Annotated in this window: 16 protein-coding genes; 6 read left to right on the top strand and 10 right to left on the bottom strand. The window is 68.6% G+C overall.

Annotation, left to right across the window (positions count from 1 at the left end):
* On the top strand, positions 1 to 2,340 hold the full coding sequence (locus E9536_RS19025; RefSeq protein WP_060086242.1) for an Orn/Lys/Arg decarboxylase N-terminal domain-containing protein: 2,340 nt from the start codon (positions 1 to 3) through the stop codon (positions 2,338 to 2,340).
* Between the two features lie 199 nt (positions 2,341 to 2,539).
* On the opposite strand, the gene E9536_RS19020 is transcribed toward E9536_RS19025, so the two are convergent.
* Both E9536_RS19020 and ftrA read right to left on the bottom strand, forming a co-directional pair.
* Positions 2,540 to 4,966: a DKNYY domain-containing protein gene (locus E9536_RS19020; RefSeq protein WP_136470393.1), complete on the bottom strand. Its 2,427-nt coding sequence runs from the start codon at positions 4,964 to 4,966 to the stop codon at positions 2,540 to 2,542.
* A gap of 88 nt (positions 4,967 to 5,054) precedes the next feature.
* Positions 5,055 to 6,029 carry a transcriptional regulator FtrA gene (ftrA, locus tag E9536_RS19015; protein WP_059488315.1) on the bottom strand — a complete coding sequence of 325 codons (975 nt, stop codon included), beginning with the start codon at positions 6,027 to 6,029 and terminating at the stop codon, positions 5,055 to 5,057.
* A 111-nt stretch (positions 6,030 to 6,140) separates the two neighbouring features.
* Here ftrA and E9536_RS19010 point away from each other — a divergent pair, with 111 nt between their 5' ends.
* Together E9536_RS19010 and E9536_RS19005 are read left to right on the top strand one after the other, a co-directional pair.
* The gene (locus E9536_RS19010; RefSeq protein WP_027789580.1) at positions 6,141 to 6,560 is read left to right on the top strand and encodes a rhodanese-like domain-containing protein; all 420 of its coding nucleotides are present in this window, start codon (positions 6,141 to 6,143) and stop codon (positions 6,558 to 6,560) included.
* A gap of 101 nt (positions 6,561 to 6,661) precedes the next feature.
* Positions 6,662 to 6,988: a superinfection immunity protein gene (locus E9536_RS19005; RefSeq protein ID WP_011354384.1), complete on the top strand. Its 327-nt coding sequence runs from the start codon at positions 6,662 to 6,664 to the stop codon at positions 6,986 to 6,988.
* A 15-nt stretch (positions 6,989 to 7,003) separates the two neighbouring features.
* Here E9536_RS19005 and E9536_RS19000 read toward each other — a convergent pair whose 3' ends face one another.
* From E9536_RS19000 to E9536_RS18970, 7 genes are all read right to left on the bottom strand, one after another.
* Complete coding sequence (locus E9536_RS19000; protein WP_136470392.1) at positions 7,004 to 8,209, bottom strand: cytochrome P450; 1,206 nt, start codon at positions 8,207 to 8,209, stop codon at positions 7,004 to 7,006.
* A gap of 101 nt (positions 8,210 to 8,310) precedes the next feature.
* Positions 8,311 to 8,577: a YodC family protein gene (locus E9536_RS18995; protein WP_136470391.1), complete on the bottom strand. Its 267-nt coding sequence runs from the start codon at positions 8,575 to 8,577 to the stop codon at positions 8,311 to 8,313.
* A gap of 337 nt (positions 8,578 to 8,914) precedes the next feature.
* Positions 8,915 to 9,775, bottom strand: a complete 861-nt coding sequence (locus E9536_RS18990; protein WP_060086238.1) for an isocitrate lyase/phosphoenolpyruvate mutase family protein — start codon at positions 9,773 to 9,775, stop codon at positions 8,915 to 8,917.
* A 266-nt stretch (positions 9,776 to 10,041) separates the two neighbouring features.
* Positions 10,042 to 11,709: an ankyrin repeat domain-containing protein gene (locus E9536_RS18985; protein WP_136470390.1), complete on the bottom strand. Its 1,668-nt coding sequence runs from the start codon at positions 11,707 to 11,709 to the stop codon at positions 10,042 to 10,044.
* Between the two features lie 189 nt (positions 11,710 to 11,898).
* Positions 11,899 to 12,324, bottom strand: coding sequence for a GNAT family N-acetyltransferase (locus tag E9536_RS18980; RefSeq protein ID WP_136470389.1), 426 nt, complete (start codon positions 12,322 to 12,324; stop codon positions 11,899 to 11,901).
* Positions 12,325 to 12,378: 54 nt separating this feature from the next.
* Positions 12,379 to 13,239 carry a MurR/RpiR family transcriptional regulator gene (locus E9536_RS18975; protein WP_011354378.1) on the bottom strand — a complete coding sequence of 287 codons (861 nt, stop codon included), beginning with the start codon at positions 13,237 to 13,239 and terminating at the stop codon, positions 12,379 to 12,381.
* A 63-nt stretch (positions 13,240 to 13,302) separates the two neighbouring features.
* Complete coding sequence (locus E9536_RS18970) at positions 13,303 to 13,656, bottom strand: NirD/YgiW/YdeI family stress tolerance protein (RefSeq protein WP_021159886.1); 354 nt, start codon at positions 13,654 to 13,656, stop codon at positions 13,303 to 13,305.
* A 229-nt stretch (positions 13,657 to 13,885) separates the two neighbouring features.
* Here E9536_RS18970 and E9536_RS18965 point away from each other — a divergent pair, with 229 nt between their 5' ends.
* From E9536_RS18965 to E9536_RS18950, 3 genes are all read left to right on the top strand, one after another.
* Entirely contained in the window at positions 13,886 to 14,548 is a 663-nt protein-coding gene (locus E9536_RS18965) for a response regulator (RefSeq protein ID WP_021159887.1), read from the top strand.
* Positions 14,545 to 15,921 carry an ATP-binding protein gene (locus E9536_RS18960; RefSeq protein ID WP_060349929.1) on the top strand — a complete coding sequence of 459 codons (1,377 nt, stop codon included), beginning with the start codon at positions 14,545 to 14,547 and terminating at the stop codon, positions 15,919 to 15,921. Before E9536_RS18965 ends, E9536_RS18960 begins: the two co-directional genes overlap by 4 nt.
* Positions 15,922 to 17,036: 1,115 nt before the next feature.
* Positions 17,037 to 17,237: a membrane protein gene (locus tag E9536_RS18950; RefSeq protein WP_027789587.1), complete on the top strand. Its 201-nt coding sequence runs from the start codon at positions 17,037 to 17,039 to the stop codon at positions 17,235 to 17,237.
* 479 nt (positions 17,238 to 17,716) lie between these two features.
* Here the strand turns inward: E9536_RS18950 and blaPEN-bcc are convergent, their stop codons facing one another.
* Positions 17,717 to 18,655: a PEN family class A beta-lactamase, Bcc-type gene (blaPEN-bcc, locus tag E9536_RS18945; RefSeq protein ID WP_134256481.1), complete on the bottom strand. Its 939-nt coding sequence runs from the start codon at positions 18,653 to 18,655 to the stop codon at positions 17,717 to 17,719.
* Between the last annotated feature and the right edge of the window lie 35 nt (positions 18,656 to 18,690).

The following is an 18,690-nucleotide window of genomic DNA, read 5'->3' as shown; positions in this document are numbered from 1 at the left end:
ATGACCGCATCCTTGACCCAACCGGCCTTCCGCCGCCTCGGCATGAAGGCGCTGCTCGTGCAGCACGACATCGACGAACGCACGGCCACCGGGCGCGCCGCGACGGCGCTTGCCGAGGAACTGCGCACCCGGCTCGTCGACGTCGTGATCGCGACGTCTGCCGACGATGCCTGCGCGGTCGTCGCCGCCGATCCGGCGATCCAGTGCCTGCTGCTCAACTGGGAACTCGGCAACGACGCCGGCCACGCGCCCGCGCAGGCCGTGCTCGACGCGATGCGCGCGCGTAACGCAACCGTGCCCGTGTTCCTGCTCGCGAGCCGTGCCAGCGCATCCGCGATTCCCGTCGACGCGATGCGCAAGGCCGACGACTTCATCTGGATGCTGGAGGACACCACCGCGTTCATCGGCGGGCGGATCGTCGCCGCGATCGAACGCTACCGCGAGACCGTGCTGCCGCCGATGTTCCGCGCGCTCGCGAAATTCTCGCGTGTGTACGAATACTCGTGGCACACACCCGGCCACACCGGCGGCACCGCGTTCCTGAAATCGCCGGTCGGCCGCGCGTACTTCGAATTCTTCGGCGAGGCGCTGTTCCGCTCGGACCTGTCGATCTCGGTCGGCGAACTCGGCTCGCTGCTCGACCACTCCGGCCCGATCGGCGAAAGCGAACGCTACGCGGCGCGCGTGTTCGGCGCGCACCGCACGTATCACGTGACGAACGGCTCGTCGATGTCGAACCGCGTGATCCTGATGGCGAGCGTCACGCGCAACCAGGTCGCGCTGTGCGACCGCAACTGCCACAAGTCGGCCGAGCACGCGATGACGATGTCCGGCGCGATTCCGACCTACCTGATTCCGTCGCGCAACCACTACGGGATCATCGGGCCGATCATGCCGGAACGGCTGACGGCCGCCGCCGTGCGGCTCGCGATCGACGCGAACCCGCTCGTGCGCGGCCGCGACGGCATCGACCCGACGCCCGTGCATGCGCTGATCACGAACTCGACGTACGACGGCCTCTGCTACAACGTCGCGCGCGTCGAGGAACTGCTCGGGCAGAGCGTCGACCGATTGCACTTCGACGAGGCGTGGTACGGCTACGCGCGCTTCAACCCGATCTACCGCGACCGTCACGCGATGCACGGCGATCCGTCGCAGCACGACGCGAGCAAGCCGACGGTGTTCGCGACGCAATCGACGCACAAGCTGCTCGCGGCGCTGTCGCAGGCGTCGTTCATCCACGTCCGCGACGGCCGCAACCCGATCGAGCATGCGCGCTTCAACGAGGCGTACATGATGCATGCGTCGACGTCGCCGAACTACGCGATCATCGCGTCGAACGACGTGAGCGCCGCGATGATGGACGGCCCCGGCGGCGAGGCGCTGACGACCGACGCGATCCGCGAGGCCGTCGCGTTCCGCCAGATGCTTGCGCGCCTGCATGCGGAATGCGCGGAGAACAACGACTGGTTCTTCAACGGCTGGCAGCCCGACAACGTCGTCGATCGCAAGACGGGCCGCCGCGTGCGCTTCCACGAAGCGGACGAGACGCTGCTCGCCACCGACCCGTCGTGCTGGGTACTGCATCCGGGCGACACGTGGCACGGCTTCGGCGAAATCGAGGACGACTACTGCATGCTCGACCCGATCAAGGTGTCGATCGTCACGCCGGGCGTCGCATCGCACGGCGGGCTGATGCCGGTCGGCATTCCGGCATCGGTCGTCACCGCGTATCTCGACCGGCACGGGATCGTCGTCGAGAAGACGACCGACTTCACGATCCTGTTCCTGTTCTCGCTCGGCGTGACGAAGGGCAAGTGGGGCACGCTCGTCAACACGCTGCTCGACTTCAAGCGCGACTACGATGCGAACGTGTCGCTTGAACAGGCGTTGCCCGAACTCGTCGCGCGCTATCCGGAACGCTACGGCAAGCTCGGTCTGCGCGACCTGTGCGACCTGATGTTCAGCGCGATGAGCGACCTGAAGACGACCGAGATGATGTCGCGCGGCTTCTCGACGCTGCCGAAGCCCGATTACAGCCCGGCCGAGGCGTTCGAACATCTCGTGCACAACGACATCGAGATGCTGGAGCTGTCGGAGATGGAAGGCCGCACCGTCGCGACGGGCGTCGTGCCCTATCCGCCCGGCATTCCGCTGCTGATGCCCGGCGAGAACGCGGGGCCGGCCGACGGCCCGCTGCTCGGCTACCTGAAAGCGCTCGAGCAGTACGACCTGCGCTTCCCGGGCTTCACGCACGACACGCACGGTGTCGAAGTCGAGGATGGCGTGTACCGGATCGCGTGCATCAAGCAGAAGGCGCGCGACACCATTCCGCGGTGAGCCTGCACCGGCCGCGGTGGCACGCGGCCGTTCAGTACACGCGGCCGGTTGCTCCGGTCACCGGCCGCCTGCGCTGCACCGTCGTCGCCGGGTTGGAGGATGCATGCGCCGTATCACGGCGCGATCGCGTCGGCCGCTCGCATCGGCTTCGGAATCTCCCGGCGTTCTTCCCGCGACCGGCCGCAGCGTCGCGACGGCGTCAGCCCGCGTCCGCCTCGGGCACGCGTGCGGCGGCCTCGATGCGGAACAGCAGCCGGTTGTCGAGCACATCCCAGATGTCGACCTCGCCCTGCCCGCCCATCGGCAGGCCGACGAACACGGGGCGCCCGCCGATCCAGCCGGCCTGGCTCTTGAACCACTTGCGCTCGCACCAGCCGCCACGATGCAACGCGAGGCGCTTGCCGCTGTCGACGTCGAACTCACGCAACACGAATTTCGCGTCGCGCGCCAGCACGCGCGTGCCGTCGTCCGAAAACGCGCATGGAAAGCCGTTGTCCGCGCCGGGTATGTCGCAATCGGTCGCGCCATCCGTGCGCACCGTCAGCGCCGCGTCCCGCGCGAATGCGCGGCGATGCCGGCTGGCGCTCACCGCGAACGGAGCGTCCTGGAAACGCTGGTCGGCCAGATCGTAATCGAGCACGTCGAGCGTGCCGTCGCCGGCGAGCGGCACGCGATAGAGCCGGTTGCGGATGCGCACCCACGCTTCGCGCGCGTCGGGCGACAGATGAACCCGTTCCGGATCGTCATAACGGCTGTCCGCCCGCCAGCACGCGTCCGCTGTACCGCTCGCGGCATCGACCCGGTAAAGTGCCGTGTTGTCCCAGTACGCGACAATCAGCGTCGACAACGACGCATCGGCCGACGCGCTCACCGGCACATTGCGCAGTCGGTCCATGGCCGTCGCGTCCGTCTCGTCGGGCACGAACGGACGAGGCAGCGCAAACGACGCGACCACTTGCCGCTGCGCCAGATCCCAGATGTCGCAGAATCCGTCGCCGGCCACGACGAGTCGCGGTTCGCCCGTCTCGTCGCGCGCCCATTCGATCACGCACGCCCGGCGGGCGGCGTCCGGCCCGGCGGGCGACGCGTGCCGGAACCCGTTCGCCGACACCGATTCGGGCGCCGGTCCGGCATCGGCCCGTGCTCCCGCTTCGGGCGCCACGTAGTCCGGCGGCACGTAGTCGGGCATCGGTGACCAGTCACGCGCGCGCCACGCAGCCAGCCATGCCTGATACACGTAGCGACGACTGCCGTCCGTGCCGATATCGGGTTGCTCCAGATGAAAGGCGGCCGGATCGACGCCGGGCAGCGGCACGAGTTCGGCGCCGTTGCAATAGACGTAGGCCCGCGTGCGGTCCCGTGCGAAATACTCGGACAGGAACGTGAGCGTCGCTCCGTCGACGCCGCGCCGATACGGCTGGTTGTAGTGCAGCAATCGCCCCTGCCCGTCGCGCAGAAAGCCGTGACCGACCGGTTCGGCCGTCGGGGCGTCGAACCTGGCCTTCACTTCCTTGCCGAAATAGAACAGCCGGTCTCCCTCCCGCAGATGGTCGTCGCCGACGACTTCGATTCGTGCGGGATCGATGCCGCGCTTGCGTACCAGCATGCACAGCACGCCATTGCGATCCTTCGCATAGGTATCGTTCAGGATCTCGAACGTCTTGCCGTCGACCTTCGCGGCCTCCGCATGGCCGCGCCATTGCTGCCGATAGCAATGATCGCCGGCCTGATACCACGGCCCGCCAAGATGCCGCCACTGCACAGGATCGCCCGGAAGCGGCCCTCCGCGAAGAAAGCCCTTGTGGTACTCCGAATACGAATAGAGCCGCGAGCGGTCCGCGATGAATGAATCGCCGAGCCATCGGACCGTCCCCGCGTCCGGTTCGAGCAGCGGCAGGTCGTGCAGGTACACCTGATCGCCGACCACCCGGTATCCGCCGCCGAGTTCCCGCGTCGATACGTCCGCCACGGGCTGCCCGATCAGCGCATGCCACCAGTACCCCTGCAATTCGGGACGCGCGGCGAAGAACGGCGACCAGTTGCGTTCCCATTGCTCGCGCGGGCCGGGATCATCCGCATGGCCGTAACGGTAGGGACGCGCGCGGTCGGTCGCCTGATCCTGCGCCACTTCGTCCGCGCTGACAAAGCTCGCCGCATCGGCGCCTTCCAGTGCCCGCCCGCCGTACCAGACGCGCTGTGCATCGACCAGATACGCGCCGACCCGACGCAGCGTCGCGGGATCCGCGCCGCGCATGCGCTTGCCGTAGTGATACAGGTAACGGTCGTCATGCCCCCATGATTCGCTCAGCAGCCGAAAGCGCGCAGGCGACGCGCCGGCAAGTTTCCGGTTCTGAAAATAGACATGGTTCGCGTCGACGGCATGCGACTCGTCCAGCAGGCGAAACGTCGCGGCGTCGACGTCGAGCACGGTGAAGCGCAACCACGTGAAAGTGCACGCATAGGCACGCACGCCGTCCGTCGCCAGATACCGGGACAACGGCCGGAAGCTGTCGATCGCGATGCCTTCGATGAGGTTGCCGGCGCGGTCCCGCAGCGGGCCATCGTGGCAATAGACGTGCGCGTCGTCGCGCATGAAGCCGAATCCGAGGTTCTCTCTGAGTGTCATGTTGTTGGTTTGTTGCGCTTTCGTCCGGAATGCCCCGGTCAGGCGGTGCGCCGCCGGGTACGAAAGCCACCGCGCAACAGCGCGGCGCTCAAGCGTCCTGCGATCTTACGCCGCGATCCATCCCGCGCCGGTACGCGGCCGGGCTCGTCGCCGCGACACGCCGGAAATGCCGCCGCAGCGACTCCTCTGAACCGAACCCCGCACGCGCCGCCACCTGCGCGAGCGACAGTGCGGGATGCGCTTCGAGCATGTCCTTCGCCACGTTCACGCGTTCGCGGATCAGCCATGCGAGCGGCGACATCCCCGTCGCGTCCGCGAACTGCCGCTGCAGCGTGCGCGTGCTCATCGCGGCCTGCGCGGCGAGCGACGCGAGCGTGTGCGGCTCGGCCGCGTGCGCGCGCATCCAGTCGATCAGCTTCGCGAGCCGGTCGGTACCGCCCGGCGCGACCGGGCGCGGCACGAACTGCGCCTGGCCGCCGTCGCGATGCGGCGGCAGCACGAGGCGCTGCGCGACCCGGTTCGCGATCGCGCCGCCGTGATCGCGGCGCACGAGATGCAGCAGCATGTCGAGCCCCGCCGCCGATCCGGCCGACGTGACGACCTGCCCTTCGTCGACGTAAAGCGCATCGGGATTCACGCGCAGCGCGGGATAACGCGCCTGCAGTTTCTCCGCATAGCGCCAGTGGGTCGTCACCGTGAGGCCGTCGAGCACGCCGGCCGCGGCCAGCACGAACACGCCCGAGCAGATCGAGCAAAGCCGCGCGCCACGGCGATGCGCGGCCCGCAGTTTCTTCAGCAACGGCTCCGGCGGCGGTTCGTCCGGATCGCGCCAGCCGGGAATCACGATGGTATCGGCGCGATCGAGCGTCGCGAGACGATACGGCGCGGCGACCGTGATGCCGCCCGCCGCGCGCACGGGCCCCGGCTCGCTCGCGCAGACCGCGAAGCGATACCAGTCGACCCCGAGCTCGGGGCGTTCGAGCGCGAACAGTTCGACCACGCAGCCGAATTCGAAGGTGCAGAGGCGATCGTAGGCGAGCGCGACGACGAGATGATTGTGCATGGCGCGATGTTACCGGAACTTGTCGATCGCGCCACTGCCGCGACGGTCGCCGAACCGCGATACTGCCCTTCATTCCACTGCGTTCCGCTCAACCTTCAGGAGAACTCGACCATGTCCTACGTCACCGACGTCCCCGCTGCCGACAGCCCCGCCGCCCTCGCGCATTTCGAGGCGTCGCTGCGCTTCGAGACCGATTGCTGGGACGTGCACGACGCGCTCGCATCGGGTGCGCCCGATTTCGTGCTGCTTGACGTGCGCGGCCCCGACCAGTTCGCCGCCGGCCACGTGCCCGGCGCGCGCAACCTGCCGCACCGCAAGATCATCGAGAGCAAGCTCGCCGGCTATCCGGCCGGCACGCTATTCGTCGTCTACTGCGCGGGCCCGCACTGCAACGGCGCCGCGCGCGCGGCGATCCGGCTCGCGCACCTCGGCCGGCCGGTCAAGCTGATGATCGGCGGCGTGACGGGCTGGCGCGACGAAGGTTTCGCGCTGAGCAACGAAATGCAGCCGGCGGACACCGAAGCCGGCTGATCATCATTAAAACCGCAACAATCAATTGTCTGAGCGCGGCCTGCACGCGAACGAAAAAAGCGCGACAATCGGCTCCATTGCAGTTCGGATGGAGCAGCAACATGCAGAACGCAGTCCTGATTCAAGTGGCCGGTTCGGTGGCCGCGATCGCGATCTATTTTCTGCCGGCGGTCATTGCCGACCGGCGTGGCCGGCACGACAAGCTGACGGTCGCGATGTTCAACGCGCTGTTCGGGTGGACCGGCATCGGCTGGCTGATGACGCTGTACTGGGCCTGCCAGCCGAACCCGCGCACCGATGTCGCGCAGACGATCCTCGCCAAGCGTCGCGGCATCAGCATGCGGACCTTTTCAACCGGTCTCGTCGAGCGCGTGCAGCGCCGTGTCGCCGCCCAGGAGCAATGGGCGGAAAAGCAAGGCTGCCGTTAAGTCCCTCTTTCCCGATCACCCTGCCGCGTCGAACTTCGGCATCCTGACGTTGGTCGACGCGCGGTAATGCCACGCCAGCCCGTCGTGCCGCGGCCCGCCGCCCGCACGCAGCCACGCCCCGAACGCCCCCGCTGTCACCGCCCGTGCGATCCGCTCGCCCGGGCAGCCGTGCGGCCCCGTGCCGAAACCGAAATTCGGCCCGGCCGCGCGGCCGGGCATCAGCCGGTGCGGATCGCGATGCACGGCCGGGTCGCGGTTCGCCGCGGCGAGCACGACGAGGATCGCGTCGCCGGCTTCGACGGTCACGCCTTCGATCGTCGTGCGCGATGCGACGAAGCGGCGCGTGTTCTGCACCGGTGAATCGAAGCGCCCGACTTCGGCAACGAACGCGTCGAGCGCGGCATCGTCCGGCACGACGCGCGCGGCGCCCGCGCCCGCTTCTAAGCCCGCTTCCAAGCCCGATTCCGCGCCCCCGTTCCACGCCACCAGCGCATTGCCGAGCCAGGCTGCTGTCGCCTCGCACGTCTGCGACAGCAGCCCGACGAGGTTCGCGACCAGCGCGCCGCTTGCCTGCCAGCCCGCCGCACGGGCAGCCTGCTGCACGGCGGCGACGAGCGTGCCGTCGTGCGCATGCGTCTGCGCGACGCGCACCGTCATCCGGTCGAGCAACTGTCGCGCGGCGTCGCTCGCGCGGGCCAGCGCCTCGGCATCGGACAGCGGCGACAGCGCCGCAACGAAGTCGACCACCTGCGCCGCGATCGCGTCGAGCTGCGTCTCGTCGAAGCCCAGCAGATCCGCGACCGCGCAGACGGGCACCGTCATGCACCACGTGTTCAGCGCGCCGGCATCGCCCGGCGGCGGCAGGCGCCGCGCGGCGAGCTGCATGGCACGGTCGCGCAGTGCAGCCGCGTCGATCGGCGCGAACGCCGCGCGCAGCGCCTGCTTCGGCACGTCGTGCCGCAACGCGCCGTCGTTCATGCGCACCAACTCGCCGAACAGCGCCCCGGCTGTCGTGCCGCGCAACGCGGGCGGCACGGGCGCGTCCAGCGGGCGTACGCGGCAGGCCGGATGGCCGAGCACGGCCGTCACGGCGGCCGCGCGGCTCGCGACCCACAGGCCGAGCGTGGCGTCGAACGCGAGCGGCGGCCCGTCGACGAGCGCCGCGTAATAGGGATAGGGATCGCGGTGCGTAACCGCTGCGATGGGATCGGTCGGGTTCATGCAGACAGTATCGACGCAGTGCACCGCCGCATGTTTCGGGCCGGCGTGAAATGTCGCGGCGCGGGCGCCGCGTGCGGCCGCCTCGCGATGTCAGGTGAATGTCAGGCAGCCGAGCGGTAGCGATGCGACTGCATGTGCATGCGGACACGCCCGGCCGAAATCGCGCGCGGCTCCGGCACCACGGTGTCGTGAGGGAACATTTCCTGCCGGAATTCGCCGTGTTCGTCGAACCACTGGCAGATCAGCCAGTCGCCGTCGTCGAATACGACCGGCCCGGCATAGGTCACGGTCATGCGCGGCCCGCCCGTCTTCAGCGTCACGACATCGCCGACGCGAAACCTGACGCGTTGATTTTCTCGGATCGTCATCGCTCTCTCAGCATTTTTATATATCGATATTCCCGGCAGCCCACCAACTGTTCATTCGAACGTGCCGCAGATTATCAATCAAAAAACCGGCCGGCAACTCCCCTTTTCAAAAATGTCATGATCGGGAAAATGCAACAATGCGCGCCATCGACGCGCCCGGCGGATGCCCGACCGCCCGATCCGGCGCGGCTTGCGCGCCGGACCCGGTCGAACGGGCGAAATGCGGAGAATAGACGATGTATTTTTCGTCGTCACCGACGTTTAATTCTGACGTGAAATCGATTGATTATTATCAATCAACTTTTCGATTGGGAACGATCCCACGATTTATTTACACTCATTCACCGAACAAAACCGGTGAATTATCCGGCGACGCAAACCAGCGGTTGATATCGCGCCCGGGAACGGCCGCTTGCGTGAACGTAAACGTGCCGTCCTGCGCCATCTCCTTCGCGGCGCGCAGGAACGCGCCGAGCGCGGCCCGCGCCAGTGCGCCGCCGACACTCACGCGCTTCACGCCGAGCGCCGCCAGTGCGTCGACGCTCAGCAATCCGCCCTGCAGCCCCATCACGACGTTCACGGGTGCGCCGACCGCCCGCGTCACCGCCGCGATGTCGTCCGCATCGGTGATGCCCGGCGCATACAGCACGTCGGCGCCCGCGTCGCGATAGGCGACGAGCCGCGCGATCGTGTCGGCGAGGTCGTGGCGGCCGTGCAGGTAGTTTTCGCAGCGCGCGGTCAGCGTGAACGGAAACGGCAGCGCACGCGCCGCGTCGACGGCCGCCGCGATGCGCTCGACCGCCGCTTCGTGCGCATAGATCGGCGCGTCGGCGCGGCCCGTCGCATCCTCGATCGACCCGCCGACCGCGCCGGCCTCGGCCGCGAGCCGGATCGTCTCGGCCACCGTGGCGGGCGCATCGCCGAAGCCGTTCTCGAGGTCGGCGCTCACGGGCAGGCCGCCCGCGGCGGCGATCTCGGCGATGTGATCGAGCATCTCGTCGCGGTCGATCGCATAGTCGGGCCGGCCTTTCGAAAAGGCGTAGCCGGCGCTCGTGGTCGCGAGCGCCTCGAAGCCGGCCATCGCGAGCAGGCGCGCGGTGCCGGCGTCCCACGGGTTCGGGATGATGAAGGCGCCGGCACGTGCATGCAGGGCGCGGAAGGCTTCGGCTTGGCGGGCTTGAAGATCGGAACGGGTCATCGCGGGCTCCAGGAGAAAGTTGACGGCCGAGCTTACGCCGATCGTGCACGCGACGTTTCAGCGTTCACCGAAATGTCGTCGCGCGACAGGAAAAAACCGATGCGCCGACTGCACGCCGGAAGCCGGAAGCCGGAAGCCGGAAGCCGGGAGTCGGGAGTCGGGAGTCGGGAGTCGGGAGTCGGGAGTCGGCAATCGGCAACCCGCAACCCGCAACCCGCAACGAGCGGGCCGACACCGCCGCCCGTCCGTTGCCAACCGATAGCCGCTTACCTTGCCGCCGGTGGCCCGCCGTCGATGCCGAGCAACACGTCGGTGACGGCTTCGGAGAAACGCATCGCGCGACCGTCGATCAGTACGCCGTCCGGATTCGACGGGTCCCGCGCGGCTTGCGGCACACCGTGCGCGAGCAGCACCCGCGCGCAAGCCTCCCAGTCGGCTGCGCCGACATGCTCCGGTTCGTTGACGGATGCCCAGGACAATGTGCCGAGCGCGTCGCTGCCGAACCCGTGCATGTCACGCCAGCTCGCACCGTGCTCGAGGAGGAACGCCAGCAAGCCCGCATCGCCGCGAAACACCGCGTGATTCAGCGCGCTCGCGTCCCAGTCGCCGCCCCGCGCCGCGATCGGCCAGCCCAGTTCGACCATGACCTTCACCGCGTCGCCCGATCCCCACGCGGCGGCATCCGGCAGCAGCCGCAGCCGCTCGCCGGGCAGCGCGCCCGGCAGTTCGGGATGCCGTGCCTGGATGCGTCGCGCATCGTCGGCGTCGGCGCGCGCGCAGGCCGCCACGAATGCGTCCTCGGCGTCGAGCGCCTCTTCCGCGCCCGCCGCACGCAACAACGCGGCGACCTCGGACAGCCCGGTCTGCATCGCCAGCCGGTACGCGCTGACGCCCGCCGGGGTACGCGCGCGGGGATCGGCGCCGGCCGCCAGCAGCGCGGCGACGTGGCGCGCCGAGCAGCGCACGCCGATCGCCCGCAACAACGGTGCGCCCCAGGTCTGCGCCAGCCCCTCGCCGGGCGGCTCGTTCGGGTCGCCGCCATGTTCGAGCAGCAGTTCGAGCGCGTCCGCATCGCGCATGTCGAATGCGCGACGCAACGCATTCGTCCCGCCCACCCGCGCGCCGTGTTCGAGCAGCAGGCGCGTACAGGCCGGATTTTCCACCGAGTGATAGAGCGATTCACCGTCGTTCGGGTCGGCGCCGGCTTCCAGCAGCATCGCGGTCAGAACCGGATCGCGATTGACGCCCGCGGCACCGTACAGCGCCGACAGCGGCCCCGCTTCGTCGGGCGCCGCGAGCGACGCCGGCGGAAACCGGTTGCCGATCCGCTGGTTCGGATCTGCGCCGGCATCGAGCAGATGACGCGCGCAGGCGCGCAGCCGGACGGCGAACCCGGGAATCTGCCCGAGCCGCGAATGCGTGACGGCAACCAGCGGCGGCAGCTTCAGCACGCCGCCGGCGCGCGCGATCCATCCGGGATCGGCGGCCAGCGCCGCCTTCACGGCATCGAGGTCGCCGGACGCGCACGCGACGGTCGGATCGCTTGCAACGAGATCGGGCCGGTCGAGCAGCAGTTGCGCGGCGACACGTGGCCGGGCCGCATCGAAACCGCCCGTCACGTCGGCGCCGTACGCCAGGTCGAGCCAGCGCCGGATCAACGCCGACCGCTGTTGCCCGGCGAGCGCGTGCGTTTCGACGAACGCGCCGAGATCGGCCCATGACGCGAAACCGTACTCGCGCGCAATGCACGACTGCGCATCGTGCAGCCGGAGCCCGAGCGCGAGCGCTTCGTCGTGCGTGCGGTTGGCGGCGGCAGGGAGAAAGCGGACAAAGCGCGCGACGGCGTCGGCGTCACCCTGCCGGTACAGGCGCAACAATGCCTTGGCCTGCTTTTTCAGATGATCGGGATTGGCCCCGGGAGGCAGCTTTTTCATGCGAATCCTCGTGCAGTCATGGCCGAAGGTCCGCAATACCGCCAGCACAAAGGACAGGAGGAAGACTGGATTTGCTGCGACAGGTGGGTTCAACCCTTTCCGCGGACCCGGAAGCGACCTGCATCGCTGGCCGCTATCCTAGGCGACGGCCGGCGACCGCGTCAACCGGGCCGCTCCATGCGGCGACGCTCAGCCCGCAAGCCGCTTCGTCAGGAAAATGCGCGTGTGCCCAGCCGGATAATCCGGCAGTTCGCCGAAGCGGACATAGCCGCGTTTCTCGTAGAACGGCCGCGCCTGGAAGTCGAACGTGTCGAGCCACGCGCCGTGGCATCCGCGCGCGACGGCTTCCGCCTCGGCCAGATCCATGATGCGCGTGCCCGCACCCCGGCCGCGCGCGGCCTCGGGCACCACGAGCAGGTCGACATGCAGCCAGCCGTACGCCGTGCTGCCCCACAAGCCGCCGACCACCGTGCCTTCGGCGTCGGTCACGACCACGGCCAGCGCACGGAAGTCGTTCGGGCCCGCCTGGCTTTCGTTGAATCGGATGAGCGGCGCGACGATCTGCTTGCGAACGTTCACGTCGCCCGCGTCGGTCACCTCGTATGTGAACGTCATCGGTCGAGTCCGGTTGAATCGGAAATGAAGAAGGTTGAACCCGCACGCACCGCGTCAGACGACGTAAGCGCCCTTCGCATGCAGCTCCGCTTCCGTGCGCTCGAGCGCGGCGATCGCATCGCTGCCTTCGAGCGCCAGCAACTGCGCGACCAGCGCTTCGGCCATCGCGTGCGCGGCCACCAGCGACGGGAAGAACGACGGGCTGTCGTGCGTGAAGATCAGTTGTGCGTCCGCGTGCAGCGCGATCGGCGACACCGCGCTGTCGGTGATCGCGACGATCCGGCTGCCCTGCGCCTTCGCGGCCTGCGCGACGCGCGTCGCCTCCGCCGAATACGGCGCGAAGCTGACGACGACGGTCACGCTCTGCTTCGCGATCGTCCGCAGCTCCATTTCGAGCGACCCGGCGACGCCGTTGAGCAGCGACACGGTCGGGCGGAACAGCCGGTAGCCGTACACGAAGCCGAATGCAACCGGGTAGCACGAGCGAAACCCCGCGACATGCACGTGCGACGCCTTGCGGATGAGTTTCGCGGCATCGGCGAGCGCGTGCTCGTTCTGCGCGGCGGTGGCCGACAGGTTGTGTTGTTGCGCGGCGAGCAGGTCGTGCGCGAGCGACGCCTTCGCATCGGGCCGCACGAGCGAGCGCGCCCGCTGCGTGAGCGGCTCGGGGCGCGTGCGCACGCGCGCGACGCACAGGTCGCGCAGCTCGTTCCAGCCGGGGAAGCCGAATTGCTGCGCGAGCCGCACGAGCGACGCGGGCTGCACCTGCGCGCGCTGTGCGACCTTGCGCATCGACGACGTGGCGACTTCGTCGGGATGATCGAGCAGGAAGGCCGCGCCCGCCTGGAATTGCGGGCTCAGCTCGGAAAATTGCGCCCGGATCCGGGACGCGAGTTCGTCGAAATTGGCGGCCATCTTGGTGTGAGCGGGAACCGGTCGTCCATGGTATCACCGGCCCCGTATACACCGGTGCACCGGTCAGCGCAGCACTTCGACGTGATCGGCGTCGACCTTCACGCTGCCCGACCATTTGCGCTCGAATTCGCCGGTCACCTTCACTTCGTTCCGGTCGCTGACGGGCTGGCCGGCCGCCCACAGCTTGTGGTCGATCTCGACGCGGATCGTGCCCGTCGCATCGGCGAATTCGTAATCCTCGCCGCCGACATGCTTGACGATGCGCCCCTGCAACTGCACGTGCTGATCGTCCTTGCCGTTCGCGAGCAGTTCCTTCACGGTCGTCGTGGTCAGCGTGGACGGCCCGGTATATTCCGCATAAACGGCGGCGGGCAGCACGGCGAGCGCAACCGCCAGGATTCTCGTCAGGTGTTTCATGATCTCGGTCCTCTTCTTCGATGTGACGCCGCGCTCCGTTGAACGCGACGGCGCCAGATTACGGACCGTAAGATTAAGCAAACCTGAAGGTCGCGCCGCAGCGGCACGGTGCCGCACCGGGCACGCGCGCAAGCCGGCCGCGCGCCCGTGTTTAAGCTCCCGCTAAGGCCCGCGCGCTTATCATGGGAACCCCGGGCGCCATGGCGCCCCGTTGAAGAGACACGAATCCATGCGCGTACTGCTCGTCGAGGACGATCCGCTGATCGGCAGCGGGCTCGAACAGGGCCTCAAACAGGAAGGCTTCGCGGTCGACTGGGTGAAGGACGGCGACGCCGCGTCGCTCGCGTTGCGCGCGACCGGCTACGGCCTGCTGCTGCTCGATCTCGGGCTGCCGAACCGCGACGGCCTGTCGGTGCTCGCCGCGCTGCGCCGCCGCGACGAAAACCTGCCCGCGATCATCATCACCGCGCGCGACGGCGTGCCCGACCGCATCGCGGGCCTCGACAGCGGCGCGGACGACTATCTCGTCAAGCCGTTCGAACTCGACGAACTGCTCGCCCGCATCCGCGCGGTCAACCGCCGCCACGCGGGCCGCGCGCAGACGACCCTCGCGATCGGCCCGCTGCGGCTCGACCCCGTCAAGCACCTCGTCTGGCTCGGCGACGACGAAGTCACGCTGTCGCCGAAGGAGTTCGTGCTGCTGCACGAGCTGATGCGCGACCCGGGCGCGGTGATTTCGCGCGAGCAGTTCGAGGAGCGGCTGTACAGCTGGGGCGAGGAAATCGAGAGCAACGCCGTGCAGGTGCACATCCACAACCTGCGCAAGAAGCTCGGCCACGACATGATCCGCACGGTGCGCGGCGTCGGCTACCGGATCGGTGACGGCGCATGACGCGCATGCAACACGCGATCGCGCGCTGGCGCAACGCGTCGCTGCGGCGGCGCCTGCTGACGTGGCTGCTCCCGGCCGCGTGCGTGATCGGCCTCGTCGCGAGTGCCGGCACCTACTGGGGCGCGCTGCGCGAGCTCGACGACCTGCTCGACGACCAGATGCGCAGCATGTCGAAGCAGATCGTCGTCGGCCCGAACGGCGAGCTGTCGTTCAGCAACCGCGCCAACGGCAAGCACGGTTTCGAGGCGAGCGATCCCGACGCCGTGCTGCTGCAGGTCTGGCGCAACGGCAAGCTCGTGTATTCGACCGACCGCGATTCGACCCTGCCGCCGCCCGAGCAGAAAGGCATTGCGAGCGTCGACGTCGGCGGCCAGCCGTGGCGCACCTACGTGACCGAACGCGGCGGCACGACGATCCGGCTCGCGCAGGCACGCCATGCGCGCTGGGAAGCGATCGCGGGCATCGCCGTGCACCTGCTGTGGCCCGTGTTCTCGATGCTGCCGCTGCTCGCGATCGGCCTGTGGTTCGGCATCGGCGCGGGGTTGCGGCCGCTGCGCACGATCGCATCCGGCCTCAAACGCAGGAATGCGAACAATCTCGAGCCGGTCGACGTCGGCGCGATGCCGAACGAAGTCCGCCCGCTCGCCGAAGCGATCAACGACCTGCTCGCGCGCCTGGACCGCTCGTTCACGCTGCAACGGCACTTCATCGCCGATGCCGCGCACGAATTGCGCACGCCGATCATGGGGTTGTCGATCCAGTCGCAGTTGCTGCGGCGCGCGTCGACCGCCGAGGAACGCGAGCACATCCTCGCGCAGATCCATGCCGGCACGACGCGGCTCGGCCACCTCGCCGAACAGCTGCTGACGCTCGCGCGCCTCGAACCCGATGCGCAGGCGGCCGCCTCCGCGTCGGCGCCCGTCGATCTCGCCGCGCTGTGCCGGTCGGTGGTATCGGACCGCACGCGCGTCGCCGACGCGCACCGGATCGATCTCGGCGCGATCGTGTCGACGCCCGTGATGACGTCGGGTAATGCCGACACGCTGCGCGTGCTGCTGAACAACCTCGTCGACAACGCGATCCGCTATGCGGGCGACGGCGCGCGTGTCGACGTGTCCGCGCGGCTCGACGGCTCGACGCCCGTGCTCGAAGTCGCCGACGACGGCCCCGGGATCCCGGAAGCCGAACGCACCGACGTGTGGGAGCGTTTCTATCGCGGCGAGGGCGCGCAGGCCGTCACGTCGTCGGGCAGCGGGCTCGGGCTGTCGATCGTCAAGCGGATCGCCGAACAGCATCGCGCGACGGTCGCACTCGGCACGACACGCGGCGGGCGCGGGCTGACCGTCACGGTGCGCTTTCCGCTGCCGGCCTGACGCCACGCCGCGTGCGGCTTTTCCACAGATTGTGTTGGCAAGCGTGTGGGCAACCGTCCATTAACGACACCAAGCCATTGATCGGAAAGGGTTTGTCGGAGCTGCGCGGCAAATGCGCCATGCGGTCGTGAACAGGCACGTCCACGCCGCCACCGTAGCCTCGACCGCGCGTCATGCGCCGCCCCTCCTTCGTCTCATTTCTCGACGACGATCCGTTCGACTCGCAGGCCGGTCGAGATTTCGAGGATGCTTGCGCGCTTCGACCCGTAACAATATAGAAGGCCTTTCTGACAGCCGTCCGGCTTGGGTCGGGTTCGGCCCTCTTCGTGCACGACGACGGTACCGCCGGATGGATGAGGCGCCGACGTGTTCGCCCATGTAATGGAGCCGGCCGTACTGCGCGATCCGCGAATCGATCGCAGCGTTTCGCGCGGCCTTCACGCATCCCGGGTTCGTGGCCAAGGCAGTCGGCCTGTCCGCCGTCCGCCGTCGCGAGCCCGCGCCTGTTCCAGAAAGTCGGCGCGGCCGGCATCTGCACTGCGTGAGCGCCCGCACGCATCGCGGCAACACGTGGCATTCGCGGGTGTCCCGGGTGTCCCGCGCGCACCCCGACTTCTCCACAGAAAATGTTGGCAAGCTTGTGGATATCCTGCGCACCGCAACGCTAAACCCTTGATCCGATGGACTTTGGCACGCGTGATGCAGACGCGGCTCCGGTGGCGGCCACCGCGTCCACCGCTTCGCCGCACTTCGCATCACGACGCCACGACGATGCACGTCGCAGCCGGCGCACACGTGCCGGCCATGCGCTGCGCCACTTACCCACAGATTTTGTTGGCAAGCTTGTGGATATCCTGCGCACGCGTGCGCTAACCCGTTGATCGGCTTACGGTTCATGCGCCGCGTCACGGTTGCGGCAGCGTGTGGCCCGGACATGCGTGAATGCGCACGCCCCGCGCGACCGACGCGCCGCCACCGTGCACCGCCCTCGCCTTGACGCTCGCGCCCGCCACGCGTCAAGATCACGCGAGCCGCACGCGGCCGTGCATCGCCAGCTTCGCGCGACGGTTCGACGGGCCGGCCGTTCCGCCCGACACTTCACTCCGAGGAAGGCCATGGAACACTTCACCGCGTGGCAGCTGGTCGTCTCACTCGTGCTCGTCGCCGTCGTCGTTTATCCGTACGTCCGCATCGTCCGGCGCACCGGGCATTCGGGCTGGTGGATCCTGACGATGTTCGTCCCGATCCTGAACTTCGTCATGTTGTGGGTGTTCGCGTTCGTGCGCTGGCCCACGGTCGACGATCGGCAGCCCTGACCGTCGCCCGCTCGGCTGCCGGGCTTGTCCACAGATTGTGTTGGCAAGCATGTGGATAGCCTGCGCATACCGCGGCCAAGCGCTTGATCCGAAAGACTTTGTCCGCGCCGCCTCAAATGCGGCACGCGGCCGGCAAAGTGCCGCTCGCACGTCGTCGCGCCACGTGACGGGCCTCCTTCCGCGCAGGCGAACCGGCTTGTCCACAGATTGTGTTGGCAAGCGTGTGGATAGCCTGCGCATACCGCGGGCAAGCGCTTGATCCGAAAGGCTTTGTCCGCGCCGCCTCAAATGCGGCACGGTGGCCCGCGCCACGCCGTGCGCGGCCGCGCGTGGGCTTGTCCACAATTTTTGTTGGCAAGCATGTGGATATCCTGAGCATGCGTGACCTAAGTCGTTGATCGCACAACGTTTGATCGCGCGGGTCACGACTGCGGCACGGCCCGCCTGCGCATCGCGTCACGCGCACCGCACCGCCCGCGTCAACCGAATGCCTGAACCACGATGCGCGCAACCGACGCGATCACGTCGTCCTTCGAGCGCGCATCGGCACGCGCCTGCGTGTAGTACACGGCCACCGCGATCGGCACACGCGACGGCGACCACACGACACCCGCGTCGTTGGTCGTCCCGTAGTCACCGGTGCCCGTCTTGTCACCGACCGTCCACCCGGCCGGCACGCCCGCACGGAGCCGCTTGTCGCCCACCTTGTTGCCACGCATCCACGCAACGAGCTGCGCACGCTGCGCGGCCGGCAGCGCATCGCCGACCATCAGCACGCGCATGCTCGCGGCCATCGCGGCCGGCGTCGTCGTGTCGCGCAGGTCGCCCGGCAGCGCGGTATTCAGTTCGGTCTCCCATCGATCGAGCCTGAACGTGTCGTCGCCGATCGAGCGCGCGTAGGCCGTCACCGCCGACGGGCCGCCGAGCAGCTTCATCAGCAGGTTCGCGGCCGAGTTGTCGCTGTACTGGATCGCGGCCTCGCACAGCGCGGCGACCGTCATGCCCTCGCCGACATGCTTCTCCGACACCGGCGAATAGTTGACGAGATCGGCGCGGGTATACGTCACGCGCTGTTGCAGCAACGCCGGCCGCTCGACGCTCTGCGCAAGCACCGCCGCACTCAGCATCGCCTTGAACGTGCTGCAGAACGGGAAGCGTTCGTCCGCGCGATGCTCGATGACCCGGCCGCTCGCCGTGTCGATTGCGCACACGCCGAGGCGGCCGCCCACGCTGCTTTCGAGCTCGGCCAGCATCTGCCCGGCGGCGGCAGGCGCCACGGCCGCAGCCGCGGCCGCGGCTGCGGCGCTTGCCTCGTCCGGCGCGGCGGCCTGCCGCGACGCGCACGCGGTGGCGGTGAGAACGAGCGGCGCCGTCGCGGCGGCCAGCAACAGGGTTCGACGTTTCGATGAGTAGGTCATGTCGGTGGTCTCGTGATGGAATGGAGGCGAATCGA

Source organism: Burkholderia sp. LS-044 (assembly GCF_004803625.1).
Taxonomy (GTDB): Bacteria; Pseudomonadota; Gammaproteobacteria; order Burkholderiales; family Burkholderiaceae; genus Burkholderia; species Burkholderia cepacia.
Note: the sequence above shows the minus strand (reverse complement) of the source record. Positions and strands in the feature narration are given on the sequence as shown.